This is a genomic window from Vibrio fujianensis (assembly GCF_002749895.1).
Classification (GTDB): domain Bacteria; phylum Pseudomonadota; class Gammaproteobacteria; order Enterobacterales; family Vibrionaceae; genus Vibrio; species Vibrio fujianensis.
Map to the genome: position 1 here is coordinate 76,130 of NZ_NBUS01000043.1, position 17,415 is coordinate 93,544.

Annotated in this window: 20 protein-coding genes; 5 read left to right on the top strand and 15 right to left on the bottom strand. The window is 45.8% G+C overall.

What is annotated here, in order from left to right; genetic code table 11:
- Both trmB and glsB read left to right on the top strand, forming a co-directional pair.
- The coding region (trmB, locus tag B7C60_RS18955; RefSeq protein ID WP_245869233.1) for a tRNA (guanosine(46)-N7)-methyltransferase TrmB at nucleotides 1–386 on the top strand (386 nt) is incomplete at its 5' end.
- Between the two features lie 134 nt (nucleotides 387–520).
- Nucleotides 521–1,441, top strand: coding sequence for a glutaminase B (gene glsB, locus B7C60_RS11180; protein WP_099611723.1), 921 nt, complete (start codon nucleotides 521–523; stop codon nucleotides 1,439–1,441).
- Nucleotides 1,442–1,473: 32 nt separating this feature from the next.
- Here the strand turns inward: glsB and hemW are convergent, their stop codons facing one another.
- The 7 genes from hemW to B7C60_RS11210 are packed head-to-tail and all read right to left on the bottom strand — an operon-like array spanning nucleotide 1,474 to nucleotide 6,192.
- Nucleotides 1,474–2,643 (bottom strand): radical SAM family heme chaperone HemW, encoded by a 1,170-nt coding sequence (gene hemW / locus B7C60_RS11185; RefSeq protein ID WP_099611724.1) that lies wholly within the window; start codon nucleotides 2,641–2,643, stop codon nucleotides 1,474–1,476.
- 9 nt (nucleotides 2,644–2,652) lie between these two features.
- Complete coding sequence (locus tag B7C60_RS17100; protein WP_170887189.1) at nucleotides 2,653–3,255, bottom strand: XTP/dITP diphosphatase; 603 nt, start codon at nucleotides 3,253–3,255, stop codon at nucleotides 2,653–2,655.
- A 24-nt stretch (nucleotides 3,256–3,279) separates the two neighbouring features.
- A complete protein-coding gene (locus B7C60_RS17105; RefSeq protein ID WP_161427755.1) occupies nucleotides 3,280–3,711 on the bottom strand; it encodes a DUF4426 domain-containing protein in 432 nt (143 codons plus the stop codon).
- Between the two features lie 36 nt (nucleotides 3,712–3,747).
- Entirely contained in the window at nucleotides 3,748–4,035 is a 288-nt protein-coding gene (yggU, locus tag B7C60_RS11195; protein ID WP_099611725.1) for a DUF167 family protein YggU, read from the bottom strand.
- Nucleotides 4,035–4,592, bottom strand: coding sequence for a YggT family protein (locus B7C60_RS11200; protein ID WP_099611726.1), 558 nt, complete (start codon nucleotides 4,590–4,592; stop codon nucleotides 4,035–4,037). The genes yggU and B7C60_RS11200 overlap by 1 nt, the downstream gene beginning before the upstream one ends.
- Before the next feature lie 51 nt (nucleotides 4,593–4,643).
- On the bottom strand, nucleotides 4,644–5,462 hold the full coding sequence (gene proC / locus B7C60_RS11205) for a pyrroline-5-carboxylate reductase (RefSeq protein WP_099611727.1): 819 nt from the start codon (nucleotides 5,460–5,462) through the stop codon (nucleotides 4,644–4,646).
- 22 nt (nucleotides 5,463–5,484) lie between these two features.
- Nucleotides 5,485–6,192, bottom strand: a complete 708-nt coding sequence (locus B7C60_RS11210; RefSeq protein WP_099611728.1) for a YggS family pyridoxal phosphate-dependent enzyme — start codon at nucleotides 6,190–6,192, stop codon at nucleotides 5,485–5,487.
- A 26-nt stretch (nucleotides 6,193–6,218) separates the two neighbouring features.
- Here B7C60_RS11210 and B7C60_RS11215 point away from each other — a divergent pair, with 26 nt between their 5' ends.
- Both B7C60_RS11215 and B7C60_RS11220 read left to right on the top strand, forming a co-directional pair.
- Entirely contained in the window at nucleotides 6,219–7,256 is a 1,038-nt protein-coding gene (locus B7C60_RS11215; protein ID WP_099611729.1) for a type IV pilus twitching motility protein PilT, read from the top strand.
- 12 nt (nucleotides 7,257–7,268) lie between these two features.
- Entirely contained in the window at nucleotides 7,269–8,375 is a 1,107-nt protein-coding gene (locus tag B7C60_RS11220; RefSeq protein ID WP_099612019.1) for a PilT/PilU family type 4a pilus ATPase, read from the top strand.
- A gap of 42 nt (nucleotides 8,376–8,417) precedes the next feature.
- On the opposite strand, the gene ruvX is transcribed toward B7C60_RS11220, so the two are convergent.
- The 7 genes from ruvX to metK all read right to left on the bottom strand — a co-directional run bounded on the left by ruvX (nucleotide 8,418) and on the right by metK (nucleotide 13,940).
- Entirely contained in the window at nucleotides 8,418–8,843 is a 426-nt protein-coding gene (gene ruvX, locus B7C60_RS11225) for a Holliday junction resolvase RuvX (protein ID WP_099611730.1), read from the bottom strand.
- Between the two features lie 54 nt (nucleotides 8,844–8,897).
- A complete protein-coding gene (locus B7C60_RS11230; RefSeq protein ID WP_099611731.1) occupies nucleotides 8,898–9,461 on the bottom strand; it encodes a YqgE/AlgH family protein in 564 nt (187 codons plus the stop codon).
- Nucleotides 9,462–9,500: 39 nt separating this feature from the next.
- Entirely contained in the window at nucleotides 9,501–10,457 is a 957-nt protein-coding gene (gene gshB, locus B7C60_RS11235) for a glutathione synthase (RefSeq protein ID WP_099611732.1), read from the bottom strand.
- Between the two features lie 11 nt (nucleotides 10,458–10,468).
- The gene (gene rsmE, locus B7C60_RS11240; protein WP_099611733.1) at nucleotides 10,469–11,200 is read right to left on the bottom strand and encodes a 16S rRNA (uracil(1498)-N(3))-methyltransferase; all 732 of its coding nucleotides are present in this window, start codon (nucleotides 11,198–11,200) and stop codon (nucleotides 10,469–10,471) included.
- 227 nt (nucleotides 11,201–11,427) lie between these two features.
- Nucleotides 11,428–12,138, bottom strand: coding sequence for an endonuclease (locus tag B7C60_RS11245; RefSeq protein ID WP_099611734.1), 711 nt, complete (start codon nucleotides 12,136–12,138; stop codon nucleotides 11,428–11,430).
- Between the two features lie 80 nt (nucleotides 12,139–12,218).
- Nucleotides 12,219–12,722, bottom strand: coding sequence for a SprT family zinc-dependent metalloprotease (locus tag B7C60_RS11250; RefSeq protein WP_099611735.1), 504 nt, complete (start codon nucleotides 12,720–12,722; stop codon nucleotides 12,219–12,221).
- A 63-nt stretch (nucleotides 12,723–12,785) separates the two neighbouring features.
- Entirely contained in the window at nucleotides 12,786–13,940 is a 1,155-nt protein-coding gene (gene metK / locus B7C60_RS11255; RefSeq protein ID WP_099611736.1) for a methionine adenosyltransferase, read from the bottom strand.
- Nucleotides 13,941–14,261: 321 nt separating this feature from the next.
- Here metK and tkt point away from each other — a divergent pair, with 321 nt between their 5' ends.
- Nucleotides 14,262–16,259 (top strand): transketolase, encoded by a 1,998-nt coding sequence (tkt, locus tag B7C60_RS11260; protein ID WP_099611737.1) that lies wholly within the window; start codon nucleotides 14,262–14,264, stop codon nucleotides 16,257–16,259.
- A 157-nt stretch (nucleotides 16,260–16,416) separates the two neighbouring features.
- On the opposite strand, the gene B7C60_RS11265 is transcribed toward tkt, so the two are convergent.
- Nucleotides 16,417–17,319: a LysR family transcriptional regulator gene (locus tag B7C60_RS11265; RefSeq protein WP_099611738.1), complete on the bottom strand. Its 903-nt coding sequence runs from the start codon at nucleotides 17,317–17,319 to the stop codon at nucleotides 16,417–16,419.
- Between the last annotated feature and the right edge of the window lie 96 nt (nucleotides 17,320–17,415).

Here is a 17,415-nt window from a genome sequence, read left to right on the forward strand (position 1 = left end):
CTAATCTCCGTGTCATGTGTCATGATGCAGTAGAAGTTTTTGCTCATATGATTCCAGATAACAGTTTGGCGACCTTGCAGCTATTTTTCCCTGACCCTTGGCATAAAAAACGCCACCATAAACGTCGTATTGTTCAACTGGAATTTGCCGAAATGGTTCGTCAGAAATTATTGGTTGGTCAAGGCGTTTTCCATATGGCAACCGATTGGGAAAACTACGCAGAGCACATGATTGAAGTGATGAATCAGGCTCCAGGTTTTATTAACCTTGCTGAGAATGGTGATTATATCCCTCGTCCGGAAAGTCGTCCTTTAACCAAGTTTGAACAGCGTGGCCATCGATTGGGGCATGGCGTTTGGGACATTCAATACCAACGCATCAGTTAAGGCTGGACAAACTAGCAAGGTGCGAAAGATACTAGTTTCAGCACACAAGAACAGTAAAGCCAACATTGTGCTCATCATGGTGTTGGCTTTTTTAATCGCTCGATTCGACAATAATAATCAGTAAAGCTCAGATCATGAAACCGACAAAAGATATTTTGACGAATATTCTGGATGAAGTTCGTCCATTAATTGGTCAAGGAAAGGTGGCCAGTTATATACCTGCCCTAGCGCGGGTTGCGAGCCATAAATTAGCCATTGCGGTTTATACCAACCGAGGTGAAGTGATAAGCGCCGGGGATGCCGATGAAGGTTTTTCAATTCAATCGATTTCTAAAGTGTTGAGTCTCACCTTAGCGATGGGGCTTTATAAACCAGAAGAACTTTGGCTTCGCGTTGGTAAAGAGCCCTCAGGGCAAGCATTTAACTCTTTAATTCAGCTCGAAATGGAGCAGGGCATTCCGCGTAATCCTTTTATCAATGCCGGCGCGATTGTGATTGCAGATATGCTGCATAGTCGCTTATCGGCTCCTCGGCAACGGTTACTCGAATTTGTACGCCAACTCAGTGGTGAGCCACAAATTGTGTATGACAAAGTGGTGGCTGCATCAGAAATGCAACACAGCGATCGTAATGCGGCGATTGCCTACTTAATGCGTTCATTTGGTAATTTTGACAATGATGTTATTCCCGTACTGAACAATTATTTTCACGCTTGTGCACTGAAAATGAGTTGTATTGAACTGGCGAAAACGTTTAGTTATTTAGCGAATAAGGGCGTTTCTGTACAAACAGGGCAGCGTGTGATCAGCGCTACGCAAAGTAAACAATTAAATGCGTTACTGGCGACCTGTGGCCTTTATGATGAGGCGGGAGAATTTGCTTATCGAGTCGGCATGCCTGGCAAATCAGGCGTTGGTGGTGGAATTATTGCGATAGTCCCGGGAGAAATGACTATTGCGGTTTGGTCACCTGAACTTAATTCATCGGGGAACTCACTGGCAGGCACTAAAGCGTTGGAATTATTGTCTGAGCGGATAGGGCGATCAATTTTCTAAGATCCTCACCAATAGTGAGGATCGAATGAACGTTAATCATCGGTCATGAAGGCGGCGAGTAGATCGTTGAGGAAAAGTTTTCCTCGTTCAGTGATTTGCCAATCCAACGGGTTATCCTGCACATAGCCCATCTCGACCGCCCAGTGCATGGGTTTTGCAATTGCATCCAGAGCTAGCCCTGTACTATCAATAAAGGCTTGTTTTGGGCAGGCTTCAAGCAGACGAAAGCGATTCATAAAAAACTCAAAGGGTCTATCAACCATTTCAACCTCATGTTCGCTATCTAAATACGGTTTTACCATGTTTTGATAAGCGGCTAAATACCCTCGTGGGTGTTTAATTTTGGTGGTACGAATGATTCGTCCGTCGGCAAAGCTCACTTTGCCATGAGCACCGCAACCAATCCCTAAGTAATCACCAAACCGCCAGTAATTGAGGTTGTGTTGGCATTGATAATCTGGCTTGCTGTAGCCAGAGATTTCATACTGCACATAGCCGGCTTGGGTTAATTTTTGATGGCCAAGTTCAAAAATATCCCACAGTGCATCATCATCAGGTAGCACGGGAGGCTGATAATGAAAAACGGTATTTGGCTCAATGGTGAGTTGATACCAAGAAAGGTGTGGCGGATCGAGTGCGATGGCTTGATCGAGATCCGCTAGCGCTTGTGCTACGGTTTGATCCGGCAAACCATGCATCAAATCCAGATTAAAACTGGTTAAGCCAATCTTGTGTGCCAACTGAGCAGCGTTGATCGCTTCCTGCTTGCCATGAATTCGTCCAAGCCGCTTCAGCTTTTCTTCGGCAAAACTTTGTACACCAATGGAGATCCGAGTCACTCCCGCTTTCTTATACCCCGCAAAACGCTCGGCTTCTACCGTTCCCGGGTTGGCTTCCATGGTGATTTCAATGTCAGGTTGAAAGGGTAGGCGTTGCGCTATTCCTTTCAGCAATTGCCCAATTCCTTGTGCTGAAATTAAGCTGGGTGTGCCACCACCAATGAAAATGGAGTGTAGGAGACGTGGCGCATCATTAAGGCGATATTTTTCAATGTCAGTATCAAGATCTTCCAATAACGCTTGTAGATATTCCTGTTCAGGAATCTCTGCTTTTAAGGCATGAGAGTTAAAATCACAATAAGGGCATTTTTGGACGCACCAAGGAATGTGGACATAGAGGCTAAGAGCGGGAGGAGTAAGCATTATGTTCTCTTATTGGAGCGGATGTTCAGTGAGCAAGGTAAACAGTTGTTTGAGTGCTTGACCACGGTGAGAGAGCTGTTTTTTACGCATTGGCTCCAGTTGCGCTGAGGAGCACTGTTCTTCTGGCACCCAAAACAGAGGATCGTAGCCAAAGCCGTTACTACCTTGAGTTTGGGACAAGATAAGGCCTTCCCACTGACCATGGCAAACGATCGGTGTCGGATCATTAGCATGGCGCATCAAAACTAATACGCAATGGAAGCGAGCCGTTCTTTGCGCTGGTGGTAGCGCTTTGAGAGCCTCAAGTAGTTTGGCGATGTTCTCTGCATCACTGGCATGCTCTCCGGCGTAGCGGGCAGAATAAATCCCTGGTGCTCCATTGAGATAGTCCACTTCTAAACCTGAGTCATCAGCAATGGCTGCAAGCCCGGTCTCTTTCGCGGCATGGCGAGCTTTGATGATCGCATTTTCAATAAAAGTGGTGCCTGTTTCGGCGACGTCTGAGACATTGAATTCACTTTGTGCGACAACGTCAAAGCCAAAATCGGCCAGTAAACCGGCCATTTCTCTAACTTTACCTTGGTTTCCCGTGGCTAATACTATTTTCTTCATACTTTTCTCGTGGAGAGGGTTGAGTTATGGCTGTACGTAAAACTTTTGCGTAAAACGCAGTTTTCCAGCGCCTTTATTTCCTGCTGAAACATCAATATCAAAGGTAAGATTTTCTTCATGGCTGATAGCAAACTCAGCAAGGTAGTAAATCGCTTGTCCTTCTTTGATGGTTCGAAATTGGAGTGGGCGCGTTTGACCGAGGAGGTTGCGAGCGTGTCCGGAAATTTGTGCCTCTACAGCAGGCTTTCCTAACGAGGCGTTGTCCAATACGCTGATATTTAAAATGGCTGAATAACCATTGCGCGTGAGCTGATAACTTTGTGCCACCTGTGGGGTTAAAAATGTCGAATTAAAGGCAGAGTAATGAACCTCAATATCTTTCATTCGGATCGATTGCTCTGCACTACTTGGTAGGGCAAAACAAGCGAGTAGTAGCGCATATAACCATTGACGCATGGGATCTCCTGATAAAAATGCCCCCCAAACGAGGGGTCAGAGTAACGCTTGGATCTCGACTGGAATGATACAAGGAGAGTGGATGCGTACCTGTTTATGGCGTCCCAATTCTCCTTTTTCTATCTCAATGGCTCCTTTGGCCACTTTGCACTGTTTGGCTAAATATTTGATTAAATGAGCATTGGCTTTACCATCGACCGGTGGTGCGGTGATGGCGAGTTTGAACTCATCGCCATGTAACCCGACCAGAGCATCTCGGCTTGCTTTTGGTTGAATATAGAGTTTCAAGCAGAGATCGGCTCCTTCACACCAAACGGCCTTCATTATAGTTGATACCAAAGAGGGCCGATAATATCGCCCATCAAAAAGTTAGCAAATTGTAATACAATAAACAGCACTAAGACGCTGAGGTCAAAACCACCCATCACCGGAATGATGCGACGAATCGGTGCCAGCATGGGTTCGGTTAATTGATGGAAAACATATTCGATAGGGCTGCGGCCTTGGCTGACCCAACTGAGGATCGCGCGAATCAATAGTACCCAAAACAGTAAGCCGCCAGCCGCTTTAATTAACGAAAGCAGTCCTAAGAATAAAAAGTAGGCACTAAAGCTGGCAGAACCGTTTGAAGCGATAAAAATCAAGGCGAAAAATTTTACGACACATAGCACATAAGCAAACAGTATAGTAGCAAGATCAACGCTACCAATGGAAGGAATCAAACGTCGTAGTGGGCCGACAACCGGCTGTGTCGCTTTCACAATAAATTGTGAAAATGGATTATAGAAATCAGCCCGTGCAGCCTGTAACCAAATTCGCAAAATAACCACCATGATATAAATATCAAACAGGGTGGAGACTAAAAAACTCATTGCATTCATAAGATGCCCTTATTACAAATTTATCGATAGAGTACTGAAACCGTCATTCATTTAAAATAGTTTTTCCATCTCTTGTGCTCGTGTTACTGCGGCACGCATCGCTTTAGCCACAATGTCAGACAATTGATGCTCATTAAAAGTGCGGATCGCTTCCGCGGTGGTGCCACCTTTTGAGGTGACTTGCTCACGTAAAGTGGCAAGCTCAATCTCTGGGTTGGCCTGCACCATTTCCGCTGCCCCGAGTGCGGATTGTTGCACGAGCAGACGAGCCGTTTCTTGATCAAACCCTTGTGCGATTGCTTCCGCTTGCATCGCTTCCATAAAGAGGAAAAAGTAGGCAGGAGCACTGCCTGCAGCAGCAATCACATGATTAATTTCCGCTTCGTGTTTGACCCAACAGGTTTTTCCAACCGCCGACATCAGTTGACGGGTGAATAGTTTGTCCTGCTCTTGAGTGCCTTCCGCGGCAAATAAGCCAGCCATCCCGCGATTAACCAAAGAAGGCGTATTAGGCATCACTCGTACTAAAGCGGGCTGGCAAGCCAATAGTTGATTTAGCCGTGCCACCGATACCCCAGCAGCAATGGAGATCACCAACTTGTTTGAAAAGTCGATAGCTTGGAGCGGTTGACACACTTCTGCCATCAACTGAGGTTTGACCGCTAATACCACAACATCAGCTTGTTTAGCGGCAGCAAGATTATCACTGGTAGTCTGTACGGCATATTTTTCTTTCAGTGAGGTTAAATGTTCTTGCGAAGGGGCACTGGCAATGATGCGCTGTGGATTATAGCCGCTGGCGATTAAACCGGCGATAATCGCGTGTGCCATATTGCCAGCTCCGATAAAAGCGATGGTTCTCTGTTCCATGATTAATCTGTACCCTAATGTTTTATGCTGTGCGGTAATCTCGTTGGCCAAAAATAGCGGTTCCGATACGAACAATCGTACTGCCTGCCGCGATAGCGGCATCCATATCGCCGCTCATTCCCATTGATAATGTGTCAAGATGCGGATAGGTTTTGCCCAGTTGTGTTTTTAATTGCGCTAAACGCTGAAATGCGGCCAGTTGAGCGGAATAGTCTGCCACATTCTCCGGTATCGACATCAACCCTCTTAACGTGAGGTTAGGAAGATGAGAAATCAACTCCGCCAACGGGAGAAGTTCATTTTCAGAAATACCTGATTTCGACATTTCACCGCTGGTATTCACTTGAATTAACACTTGTAGCGGGGGCTTATTGGCTGGGCGCTGCTCACTTAACCTTTGGGCTATTTTGGCCCGATCGATGGTGTGCATCCAATCGAAATGCTCAGCAATGAGCCGTGTTTTATTTGACTGTAGTGGGCCAATAAAGTGCCACTCCAATTTGAGTTCAGGGTGATGTTCGGCAAAATACTGGATCTTATTAACTCCTTCTTGCACATAGTTTTCACCAAATGCGATTTGCCCGGCTTGAGCCGCTTCGAGAATTGCCTCGACAGGTTTTGTTTTACTGACCGCTAAAAGTTGCACAGAGCTTGGAGAGCGTCCACACTTTTGTTGTGCGCTATTAATCTGTGAGGTGATCAGTTGAAGATTTTGTTGAATACTACTCATAGCTCGACTTAACTTAAGGAAAATAAATGGATATTTCAGAGTTACTGGATTTTAGTGTAAAGCATAATGCTTCGGATCTACACCTTTCTGCAGGCGTTCCACCGATGGTTCGCATTGATGGGGAAGTAAGAAAGCTCGGTGTGCCTGCTTTGAACCACTCTGATGTGCATCGATTAATTTTTGAAATCATGAACGATGCTCAGCGTAGTGAATACGAAGAACGATTGGAAGTGGATTTTTCTTTTGAACTTCCTAATGTTGGTCGTTTTCGTGTCAATGCTTTTCATCAAGCTCGTGGCTGCTCTGCTGTTTTTCGAACCATTCCGACGGCGATTCCAACCCTGGATCAGCTCGATGCTCCTGAAATCTTCAAAAAAATTGCCAATTATGAAAAAGGGCTGGTCCTCGTCACCGGGCCAACCGGGTCAGGTAAATCAACCACGCTAGCGGCTATGGTTGATTATATCAATACTCATCACAATAAGCATATTTTAACAATTGAAGATCCGATTGAATTTGTCCACAGTAACCATAAATGTTTGGTGAACCAGCGTGAAGTGCATCGGGATACGCACAGTTTTAAAAATGCGCTGCGCAGTGCGTTACGTGAAGATCCTGATGTGATTTTGGTCGGTGAGTTACGTGATCAAGAGACCATTAGCTTAGCCTTAACCGCCGCAGAAACTGGCCATTTAGTTTTTGGCACGCTACACACCAGCTCAGCGGCAAAAACCATTGATCGAATCATCGATGTGTTCCCCGGTAGTGATAAAGATATGGTGCGCTCCATGCTATCAGAATCGATGCGAGCGGTGATTGCTCAGAAATTATTAAAGCGATTTGGTGGTGGACGTGTCGCTTGTCATGAAATTATGTTAGCGACGCCGGCTATCCGCAACTTGATCCGTGAAGATAAAGTGGCACAGATGTACTCCATTATTCAAACTGGCGCAGCACATGGGATGCAAACGATGGAGCAACATGCGAAGCAATTAATGGCTCAGGGCGTGGTTGAGCCTCAAGAAGTACAAAAAAAGATCGAATTAGAAATATCGACTTTTTAAGAGAGGCGAATGATGCAACTGGATACGATATTACAAGGCATGTTGACGCATAAGGCGTCCGATTTATACATCACGGTGGCCGCACCCATCATCTACCGAGTGAATGGTCAACTGCAAGCTGAGGGAGAACCATTAACCGAATCACAAGTGAAAGCTCTGCTGGCTCGGATGATGGATCTGGATAAACAAAATGAATTGAGTGAAACGCGTGAAGCTAATTTTGCCATTGTACGCGACGATGGACGCTTTCGCGTGAGTGCTTTTTATCAACGAGAATTACCGGGTGCGGTGATTCGACGTATTGAAACCCATATCCCGACGTTTGATGAACTTAAATTGCCAGAGGTATTAAAAGATCTTGCGCTGGCGAAACGGGGGCTTGTCTTAGTTGTTGGGGCTACGGGGTCGGGTAAATCGACAACGATGGCTGCAATGACAGGGTATCGTAATGCACAAAGTAGTGGGCATATTTTGACCGTGGAAGATCCGATTGAATTTGTCCATCCCCATCAAGGTTGTATTGTTACCCAACGAGAAGTGGGCCTTGATACCCAAAGCTATGAAGTGGCACTGAAGAATTCACTTCGTCAAGCTCCAGATATGATTTTGATTGGTGAAATACGCACTCGTGAAACAATGGAATACGCGATGACATTCGCCGAAACAGGGCATTTATGCATGGCAACTTTACATGCGAATAATGCGAACCAAGCGTTAGAGCGAATTTTACATCTGGTGCCAAAAGAGCAAAAAGAGCAGTTTTTATTCGATTTATCGATGAATCTAAAAGGGGTGATTGGTCAGCAACTGATTCGAGATAAACAAGGGCAAGGGCGACACGGGGTATTTGAAGTGCTGCTCAATAGCCCGAGGGTGGCCGACATCATTCGCCGTGGTGAGTTGCATGAACTGAAACCTACCATGGCAAAATCAACAGAAATAGGAATGCAAACCTTTGACCAAGCGCTTTATCGTTTGGTGATGGATGAGCAAATCAGCGAACAAGATGCGCTACATAGTGCCGACTCAGGTAATGATTTAAGATTGATGCTCAAAACCCAGCGAGGGGAGAGTTATGCCTCTGGAGCGCTGGATGATATTAAAATCGATATGGATTAAGTTTGTTTGCCGTCCCCAACCAACATTGGGGATGGCGCTTTTCTACGCTGACCACTGCCTCTCAAACCAACTTTCCAGAATAACCACAGCGGATTGGCAGTCGATATTGCCTTTACTTAATGCTTTGTAGCCGCCCCTAGAAAAGAGTTCAGAACGAGCTTCTTTGGTCGATAAGCGTTCATCATGCAGTTCTACCGGCAAACCAAAGCGCCCATGTAGGCGATTGGCAAATTTTTTTGCACGTGGGGTAATCGTTTCTAGTGCATTTCCTTGTAAGTCGGTGGGGAGCCCAACCACTAATAAATTGGGCTGCCACTCTTTGATCTGTTTGGCTATTTCATCCCAATTCGGAATGCCGTCGGTGGCTTTAAACGCTTTGAGTGGCGAAGCGGTTCCAGTAATTTCTTGACCAATAGCGCTGCCAATACTTTGGGTTCCATAGTCAAAGGCCATGATGGTGCGTGACATAATTAAATTCTCATAACAATATCGCCTTTAATTGTCATTAAAGGCGATACAAGGTTAGGCATGTCCAGATTGAGGAGACAATTGAATAGGGTCGATCCCCAGTTTTTTTATCGCCTTATGCCATTTTTCATGCACAGGCGTATCAAAAATCAAGTCGGCATCGGCTTCTATGGTTAGCCATGAATTTTCGGTCAACTCCTTCTCCAATTGGCCGGGAGACCAACCGGCATAACCAAGCGCAACGATATAACCATTTGGTTCAGCATCAGTACCTAACACGCTGAGGATATCTTTTGAGGTTGTTACCGAGATATCATCGGTCATTTGAATGGTCGATTCATAATGATCTTTGGGTTTATGCAACACAAAACCGCGATCTTCTGAGATAGGCCCACCGTTAAATACCGGTTTGTTGAGACTTTGATCCCGAGACTGGGGGTAAGCAGGTTCAATTTCCACCTGCTTTAACATACCGCTGACGGTAATATCGATAGGTGCGTTGATCATGAGCCCCATCGCGCCCTCTTCATTATGTTCGCAGAGATAAATGACACTGCGTTTGAAGTAAGGATCCTGCATGTTTGGCATAGCAACGAGAAAATGATTAGTTAGGTTCATCTAATCTTCAATCCTTTAGCGTTCAGGAGCCATGGGCTCCTACATGGATAAAGCTTTAATACGACGTTCGATGGCATCCATTAGTTTTCCGGTAATTGAAATGTCAAATGCGGTTTCAATTTCACGGATACAAGTTGGACTGGTGACGTTTATTTCAGTCAGTTTATCACCAATGACATCCAGACCGACAAAGATCAGCCCTTTTTCTTTCAAGATGGGAGCGACCGCTAAAGCGATGGCTTTATCGGTTTCACTTAATGGGCGAGCTTGACCTGTTCCTCCAGCGGCTAAGTTACCGCGAGTTTCACCTTTTGCGGGAATGCGTGCTAAGCAGTAAGGCATTGGTTCACCATCCACAACTAAGATTCGCTTATCGCCATTGCTAATATCGGGGACGAAGGTCTGTGCCATACAATAGTTTTGCCCGTGATTGGTCAGCGTTTCAATGATCACCGAGACGTTTGGATCGCCTTCTTTTACTCGAAAGATAGACGAACCGCCCATACCATCTAATGGTTTTAATATCACATCGCCATGTTGCTGGCGAAAGGCTTTAATCTTTTCTGCTTTACGGGTCACTATTGTGGTTGGTGTTAATTCTGGGAACCAAGCGGTAAAGAGTTTTTCATTACAGTCGCGCAGGCTTTGCGGCTTATTGACAATCAAGGTGCCTTCATCTTCTGCGCGTTCAAGAATATAGGTCGCATAAATATATTCTGTATCAAAAGGGGGATCTTTACGCATTAAAATCACATCAAGTTCAGCCAAGGCTAGGGTTTGTTGAGATTTAAACTCATACCAACCATTAGGATCTTGTTTGACTTCAACAATTTTGGTATCGGCCATAGCGACACCTTGATCTAAGTGTAAATCAGCCATTTCCATGTAGTGGATTTGATAACCACGGCGCTGGGCTTCTAACAGCATGGCAAAGCTGGAATCTTTTTTGATATTGATGGACGAAATGGGGTCCATGACGATACCGAGTTTAATCATTGGGAACTCCTTTAGCCAAGATCGCCGAAGCGAACTTGTAGGGCGGTAATAGCGGTGAGTGCTGCGGTTTCTGTTCTAAGCACTCGAGGTCCAAGCAGCGTTTCTGAAAAGTGATATTGTTCGGTCATGGTTATTTCTTGGGCCGATAACCCCCCTTCTGGGCCAATCAACAAACGCACTTTATTGACGGGTGCCGGCAGGGTGTTAATTGAATATTGCGCTCTTGGATGTAAATTGAGTTTGAGGGCATCGCTTGGTTCTGCGCACCATGCTTCCAATGTCATAATGGGACGAATCACCGGGACACGATTTCGGCCGCACTGCTCACAGGCAGCAATGGCGATTTTTTGCCACTGTTGCAGTTTTTTCTCGAAACGTTTTTCGTCAAGTTTGACGCCACAGCGTTCAGATAACAGCGGCGTAATGGTATTGACTCCCAGCTCAACAGATTTTTGAATGGTAAATTCCATTTTATCCCCACGAGACACAACTTGCCCTAAGTGTAAGTTAAGCGGGGATTCCATGCTGTTTTCAAAGCGCTCAATGACGTCTACTAGCAGTTGCTTTTTGCCTACCTCTTGGATAACCGCTGGGAATTCAGCATCAGAGCCATCAAACAAACAGACCGCTTGACCGGGCTGCATACGCAACACACGACCAATGTGGTTGGCGGCATCATCACTTAGTGCAAGGGAGCCTAACTGAGTGATCGGAGAAGGATGATAGATTCGTGGAATACGCATGCCGAGTTCCTAGTGATTGATGATATACCCAAGCGGTGTTTAACTCGCGATTGGGGGGCTGTGATTCGCTGTTCGGGTGTATAACATGGATGCTGATACGATAAAAAACAAGGGGTAAAGTTCAAGATACCCTCGCAAGGGATCATAGCTCACCTAGCGATAACTGCAACGATTTTGCTAAGCGTCAAGAAGCAGAGCGGTGATACGCTCTGCTGTCTCATCGGTCGTTAAGGGTGATTGATAGGGCACTGATTGTAGACAAAGGGGTTATGGTTGCCTTGAATTTTAGCAATTCGTCGATCACGTTCACATTCCCATTCGTCAACTGGATATTGGCTATCCCATACCTGCATCAATTGGGCTTGCTGTTTCGATAAACGAAAACCGTATTGCTGGCTCATATACCAATAAGTTCGGGCAATGGCTCCGCGTGCGCGTGCCGGTGGCATGGCCTTTCGTTGAGCAAAATTGACTTGCATTTCACACTGCCCATAAGTGACGCCATCAATACCATTCCATTGACTAAAATTAAAGTTAGAACGATCACCGTTAACCTCACCAATTGCCGGAGTCAGGTTGTGTAAATCGGCTTCCATTTGGCGAAAATGTTGGTCATGGCGCGTGCAATTTTTTCGACCGCCTTCTTGCCAGCATTGCAATTGATGGCCAAATTGCCAAGCGGGGACCACATGTTCCCACTCTATACGATTGGCTCGTACGGCTTGTTTACGTATTTGGTAGCCACAAGACTCAAGCTCAGGAAGCCCTTTTTTTCCTTTCCAAGTAATGTTACATCCGCAGTAAAAACTGATCGGATGCTGTTGATAAATCGTGATTGCCGCTTTTTTGGCTTGAGAAAAAGAGGTGGGTGCAGAAGCAAATAGCCCACGACTAAAGAGCAGTAGGCATATAGTGGATAGCAAACGAAAATGAAACATAATTTAGACTGGTTTTAGTATGATTTTTCTCAGTCTAACACTCAAAAAATGGCCTGCCTATCCATTAGGGAAGCGAACGATTAACGAGTTAGCTGTTGGCCGGTAAAATGTAGTGGCTGTTGACAGCGTCGGCAGCGATAAGTGGCTTGTTGACGTAATACTTTATTATGGCGGCGTATCGACAGCGGATAGCTTTGGCATGAACACCGATATTCGAATGTTTTACCTTGGACAGAATGGACATTAAACGAGTGAGTGGTGCGCGGAACACATTGAAACACCTGTGACATTATCTGTTGCCATTCTGCACCATGAGGACGAACTCGACCATATTGATGATAAGTGATGAGGTGGGCAATTTCATGGGGGATGACTTCGGAGAGAAACGCATGTGTGTTTTCTACAAATAAAATAGGATTTAAACGAATTTCCCATAGCTGAAGATAGGCTTTTCCTGCCGTTTTGCCTCGCAGTTTAAAGTTGAGACTCGGCAGAGGGAATGGATAAGCAAAATAGTCACTAGCCAGTTTGATGCAGTGTTCTATTTGCCGGTAAGCGCGATAGTGTAATTCAAAGTCAAACAAGGGGAACTCCCAATAAAAAACCCCAGCCGAGGCTGAGGTTCTATTATATCAATAAGTATTGATTTACTTAATACCAGCAAAATCACGCAATTGGGCCGCTTTATCGGTTGCTTCCCATGGGAATTCCTCTCGACCAAAGTGGCCATAGGCTGCGGTTTTCTTATAAATTGGTTGCAGTAAGTTCAGCATCTCTTGTAACCCATAAGGGCGGAGATCAAATAATTGGCGTACCGCCTCAATGATAATATCATGTGAGACTTTTTCTGTGCCAAAAGTCTCCACCATAATAGACGTTGGATCAGCTACGCCAATCGCGTAGGAAAGCTGAATTTCACAACGATCAGCCATACCCGCGGCCACAATGTTTTTCGCCACATAACGAGCAGCATAAGCAGCGCTACGGTCAACTTTGGATGGATCTTTACCTGAGAATGCTCCACCACCGTGGCGAGCTGCGCCGCCATAGGTATCAACGATAATTTTACGTCCGGTTAAGCCACAGTCGCCCATTGGGCCACCAATCACGAAACGACCCGTTGGGTTGATAAAGAATTTGGTCTCTTTGCTTAACCATTCGGCTGGTAAAACGGGTTTGATGATTTCCTCCATGACGCCTTCACGTAGATCGGCGGTGGAAACCGAATCACTGTGTTGCGTTGACAGAACGACAGCGTCAATGCCGACGATGTTTCCTTGATCATATTGGAAGGTAACTTGCGATTTCGCATCAGGGCGTAGCCATTCAAGCGTACCGTTTTTACGAACTTCAGCTTGGCGTTGCATTAAGCGATGAGCATAAGTAATGGGGGCCGGCATGAGTACGTCAGTTTCATTACACGCATAACCAAACATGATGCCCTGGTCGCCCGCGCCTTGTTCTTTCGGATCAGCTTTGTCAACCCCTTGATTTATATCTGGAGATTGTTTGCCAATCGTATTGAGTACTGCACATGAATTGGCATCAAATCCCATATCCGAGTGAGTGTAACCAATCTCACGTACAGTGTGACGAGTGAGTTCTTCAATGTCGACCCAAGCTGAAGTGGTGATTTCGCCGCCAACCATCACCATGCCAGTTTTGACATAAGTCTCACAGGCGACGCGTGCTTTCGGATCTTGTTCTAAAATGGCATCAAGTACCGCGTCAGAGATTTGGTCGGCAATTTTATCTGGATGACCTTCTGATACGGATTCAGAAGTAAACAAGTGTTTAGCCATGATAGCTCCAAAAAGTTATATCAGTAACGAGCAGTCAACGAGAATGACTGAACGATGAAATTGTTCAATATGTAGGCGTTTCTACATCTAGACGTCTATTCTAGTTTTCAGCGCTTAAATTACAAGCTCTTTTTTAGTTTATCTTATAGCCAAACGTTTGCTCAAAATTATGAGATTTTTATCGTTATACCGAAATATGTGGTAACACCTTGCAAAAATAGAATAAATCACCAGCAAAAGGTTTGCAGAGCCCGAGGGGCTTTGCGACAATACTGACCTCGATTTTTACTCATCTCGCTTACTTCCCATTTAGGAGTTGACATGTCTTCTCGCAAACAACTTGCCAATGCGATCCGTGCTCTGAGCATGGACGGCGTTCAAAAAGCTAATTCTGGCCACCCGGGTGCCCCGATGGGGATGGCGGATATCGCTGAAGTGCTGTGGCGTTCACATTTAAACCACAATCCACAAAACCCACACTGGGCTGATCGCGACCGTTTTGTCTTGTCTAATGGTCACGGTTCTATGCTAATTTATTCACTGTTACACCTAACAGGATACGAGCTTTCGATTGACGATCTAAAAAATTTCCGTCAGTTACACTCGAAAACGCCAGGCCACCCAGAATATGGTTATGCGCCAGGTATTGAAACAACAACTGGCCCACTCGGGCAAGGCATTACTAATGCCGTGGGGATGGCGATTGCAGAAAAAGCATTAGCCGCTCAATTTAATAAACCAGGCCACGATATTGTCGATCACTTTACTTATGTGTTTATGGGTGATGGCTGCTTAATGGAAGGCATTTCTCATGAAGCGTGTTCACTTGCTGGTACGCTTGGCCTTGGCAAACTGATTGCTTTTTGGGATGACAACGGCATCTCTATTGATGGTCATGTAGAAGGATGGTTCTCTGACGATACACCAAAACGCTTTGAAGCTTACGGTTGGCATGTTATCCCAGCGGTTGACGGCCATGATGCGGATGCGATTCATGCCGCGATCGAAGCGGCAAAAACGGAAACGTCTCGCCCAACCCTCATTTGTACCAAAACCATTATCGGGTTTGGCTCTCCTAATAAAGCCGGCTCACACGATTGCCATGGTGCGCCACTAGGCAACGATGAAATCAAAGCGGCTCGTGAATTCTTAGGTTGGGAACACGCACCATTTGAAATTCCTGCGGATATTTATGCACAGTGGGATGCTAAACAAGTCGGTGCAAGCAAAGAAGCGGCTTGGAATGAGAAATTTGCTGCTTACGCGAAAGCTTACCCAGCAGAAGCCGCAGAATACAAACGCCGCGTAGCGGGTGAATTGCCAGCTAATTGGGAAGCTGCCACCAGCGAGATTATCGCTAACCTGCAAGCCAACCCTGCCAATATTGCTTCACGTAAAGCGTCTCAAAACGCGCTCGAAGCGTTTGGTAAGTTATTGCCAGAATTTATGGGCGGCTCGGCGGACTTAGCGCCATCAAACCTCACTATGTGGTCAGGATCTCAATCTCTAACGGCAGAAGATTTTTCCGGTAATTATATCCATTATGGCGTGCGTGAATTTGGCATGACGGCGATCATCAATGGTATCGCTCTGCATGGCGGCTTCGTTCCTTACGGTGCGACCTTCCTGATGTTTATGGAATACGCCCGTAACGCGATGCGTATGGCTGCGTTGATGAAAGTACAAAACATCCAAGTGTATACCCATGACTCGATTGGTCTCGGTGAAGATGGCCCAACTCACCAACCGGTGGAGCAAATGGCTTCCCTGCGTTTAACACCAAACATGAGCACATGGCGTCCTTGTGACCAAGTGGAATCAGCCGTTGCTTGGAAACTGGCGATTGAGCGTAAAGATGCGCCTTCCGCGTTGATCTTCTCGCGTCAAAATCTCGCTCAGCAACCTCGCACTGAAGCGCAAGTGGCTGATATTGCCAAAGGGGGTTACATCCTTAACGATTGCGCTGGCAAACCAGAGCTTATTTTGATTGCGACCGGCTCTGAAGTTGAGCTAGCGATTAATGCAGCGGCAGAGCTGACTGCGCAAGGTAAACAGGTGCGTGTGGTCTCAATGCCTTCTACCGATACCTTTGATAAGCAAGATGCCGCGTATCGTGAAGCGGTATTACCTGCAGACGTGACCAAACGTATCGCGATTGAAGCAGGCATTGCTGATTTCTGGTATAAGTACGTTGGTTTTGGCGGCAAGATCATCGGCATGACGACTTTTGGTGAATCAGCGCCCGCGGATCAGTTGTTCAAAATGTTTGGTTTTACGACAGAAAATGTCGTGAAAACAGCCAACGAATTACTGGCATAATCAACCGCTAAACGCAGCAGATAAACGAAGCCTTAGTATTGAAACTAAGGCTTTTTCTTTTTTACCGCTTATCCCCTTCTTACTTGAAGTTGCTGGGGTGTTGGCTACGTTCGTTGACCGAATCACATCGCCTCCAAGTTGTTTGGGTATATGATGTTTAATCTTGTTGCCATTCTACCGGTATCGCTTGACGTACGGCTTCAATTAGTAATCTTAATCGTAATGGATGTCGACCAATCGGGTAAAAGGCGTGTACGTCAATCGGAGATGACTTCCAACCCTTAAGGCAGGCAGATAAGCTGTTTGGATGCGCTCGTTCAAAGCCATTAGCGATCCAGGTCGGAAGTAGCCCGACGCCCCGTCCTTTTGCAATCGCATCAGCTTGCATGGCTAGATTATCGCTTTGTAGGCGACTTTCCATAACCGGTAAGGTGTAGTGACCTAACGTATTATGGTGTAATTCCAATGCCTTATGATCAACAGTGATAAAGTCAATCCATGGATGATGAAGCAATTCTTGTGGGTGCTGTAATGGCGCATGGGTAGCAAGGTAGTCAGGAGAAGCATACACCGTATGGTGCCATTGTCCTAATGGCTCACGGTGGTAACCTGTCGGAGAGATAGGCCCAACCCATATTATTAAATCTGGGTCTAATAGATGCTCGGCCAACTGAAACTGGCTATGCAGCTTGATCTTGATATGCTGATGTTCTTGCATGAATGCATCTAAAATTTTACTCATCCATCCTCTGATTAAGCTGGGATGAATAACCAAGGTCAGCTCGCCACTCACTTGGTTATTCAGTTCGTGAATGGCTTCTTGACCTTTTACCGCCAGATCGAGCAATTGTTCAGCGTAAACTGAAAAAATCTCACCCGCCTTAGTGAGTGATAGTTTATTTCCCTGCCGAGTCACTAAAGTTTGTGCTAAATCGGTTTCCAATTGGGTAATGCGTCGACTTAGGGTGGACTTCGGTTGGGATAACGCTTTGGCTGCAGCGGTAAGGCTTTTGTATTGACAGAGTGCATAAAACGCGCGTATTGCACTGAGATCCTGCATGATGGGGATACCTTTGTTAGTGAAAATTCACTGGTTGTTCCAAAAGTGGTCTGAACTATTCCATATCTGCCTCTTTTATATTAAGCGAAAATGTGA

Coding starts and splice junctions, on each gene's coding strand:
- B7C60_RS11245 (WP_099611734.1), bottom strand. CDS start 12,138: ATGTTTCATTTTCGTTTGCTATCCACTATATGCCTACTGCTCTTTAGT.
- B7C60_RS11230 (WP_099611731.1), bottom strand. CDS start 9,461: ATGAACCTAACTAATCATTTTCTCGTTGCTATGCCAAACATGCAGGAT.
- proC (WP_099611727.1), bottom strand. CDS start 5,462: ATGGAACAGAGAACCATCGCTTTTATCGGAGCTGGCAATATGGCACAC.
- ruvX (WP_099611730.1), bottom strand. CDS start 8,843: ATGTCACGCACCATCATGGCCTTTGACTATGGAACCCAAAGTATTGGC.
- glsB (WP_099611723.1), top strand. CDS start 521: ATGAAACCGACAAAAGATATTTTGACGAATATTCTGGATGAAGTTCGT.
- B7C60_RS11200 (WP_099611726.1), bottom strand. CDS start 4,592: ATGAATGCAATGAGTTTTTTAGTCTCCACCCTGTTTGATATTTATATC.
- tkt (WP_099611737.1), top strand. CDS start 14,262: ATGTCTTCTCGCAAACAACTTGCCAATGCGATCCGTGCTCTGAGCATG.
- B7C60_RS11220 (WP_099612019.1), top strand. CDS start 7,269: ATGCAACTGGATACGATATTACAAGGCATGTTGACGCATAAGGCGTCC.
- B7C60_RS17100 (WP_170887189.1), bottom strand. CDS start 3,255: ATGAAGAAAATAGTATTAGCCACGGGAAACCAAGGTAAAGTTAGAGAA.
- B7C60_RS17105 (WP_161427755.1), bottom strand. CDS start 3,711: ATGCGTCAATGGTTATATGCGCTACTACTCGCTTGTTTTGCCCTACCA.
- metK (WP_099611736.1), bottom strand. CDS start 13,940: ATGGCTAAACACTTGTTTACTTCTGAATCCGTATCAGAAGGTCATCCA.
- B7C60_RS11265 (WP_099611738.1), bottom strand. CDS start 17,319: ATGCAGGATCTCAGTGCAATACGCGCGTTTTATGCACTCTGTCAATAC.
- rsmE (WP_099611733.1), bottom strand. CDS start 11,200: ATGCGTATTCCACGAATCTATCATCCTTCTCCGATCACTCAGTTAGGC.
- B7C60_RS11210 (WP_099611728.1), bottom strand. CDS start 6,192: ATGAGTAGTATTCAACAAAATCTTCAACTGATCACCTCACAGATTAAT.
- yggU (WP_099611725.1), bottom strand. CDS start 4,035: ATGAAGGCCGTTTGGTGTGAAGGAGCCGATCTCTGCTTGAAACTCTAT.
- gshB (WP_099611732.1), bottom strand. CDS start 10,457: ATGATTAAACTCGGTATCGTCATGGACCCCATTTCGTCCATCAATATC.
- B7C60_RS11215 (WP_099611729.1), top strand. CDS start 6,219: ATGGATATTTCAGAGTTACTGGATTTTAGTGTAAAGCATAATGCTTCG.
- hemW (WP_099611724.1), bottom strand. CDS start 2,643: ATGCTTACTCCTCCCGCTCTTAGCCTCTATGTCCACATTCCTTGGTGC.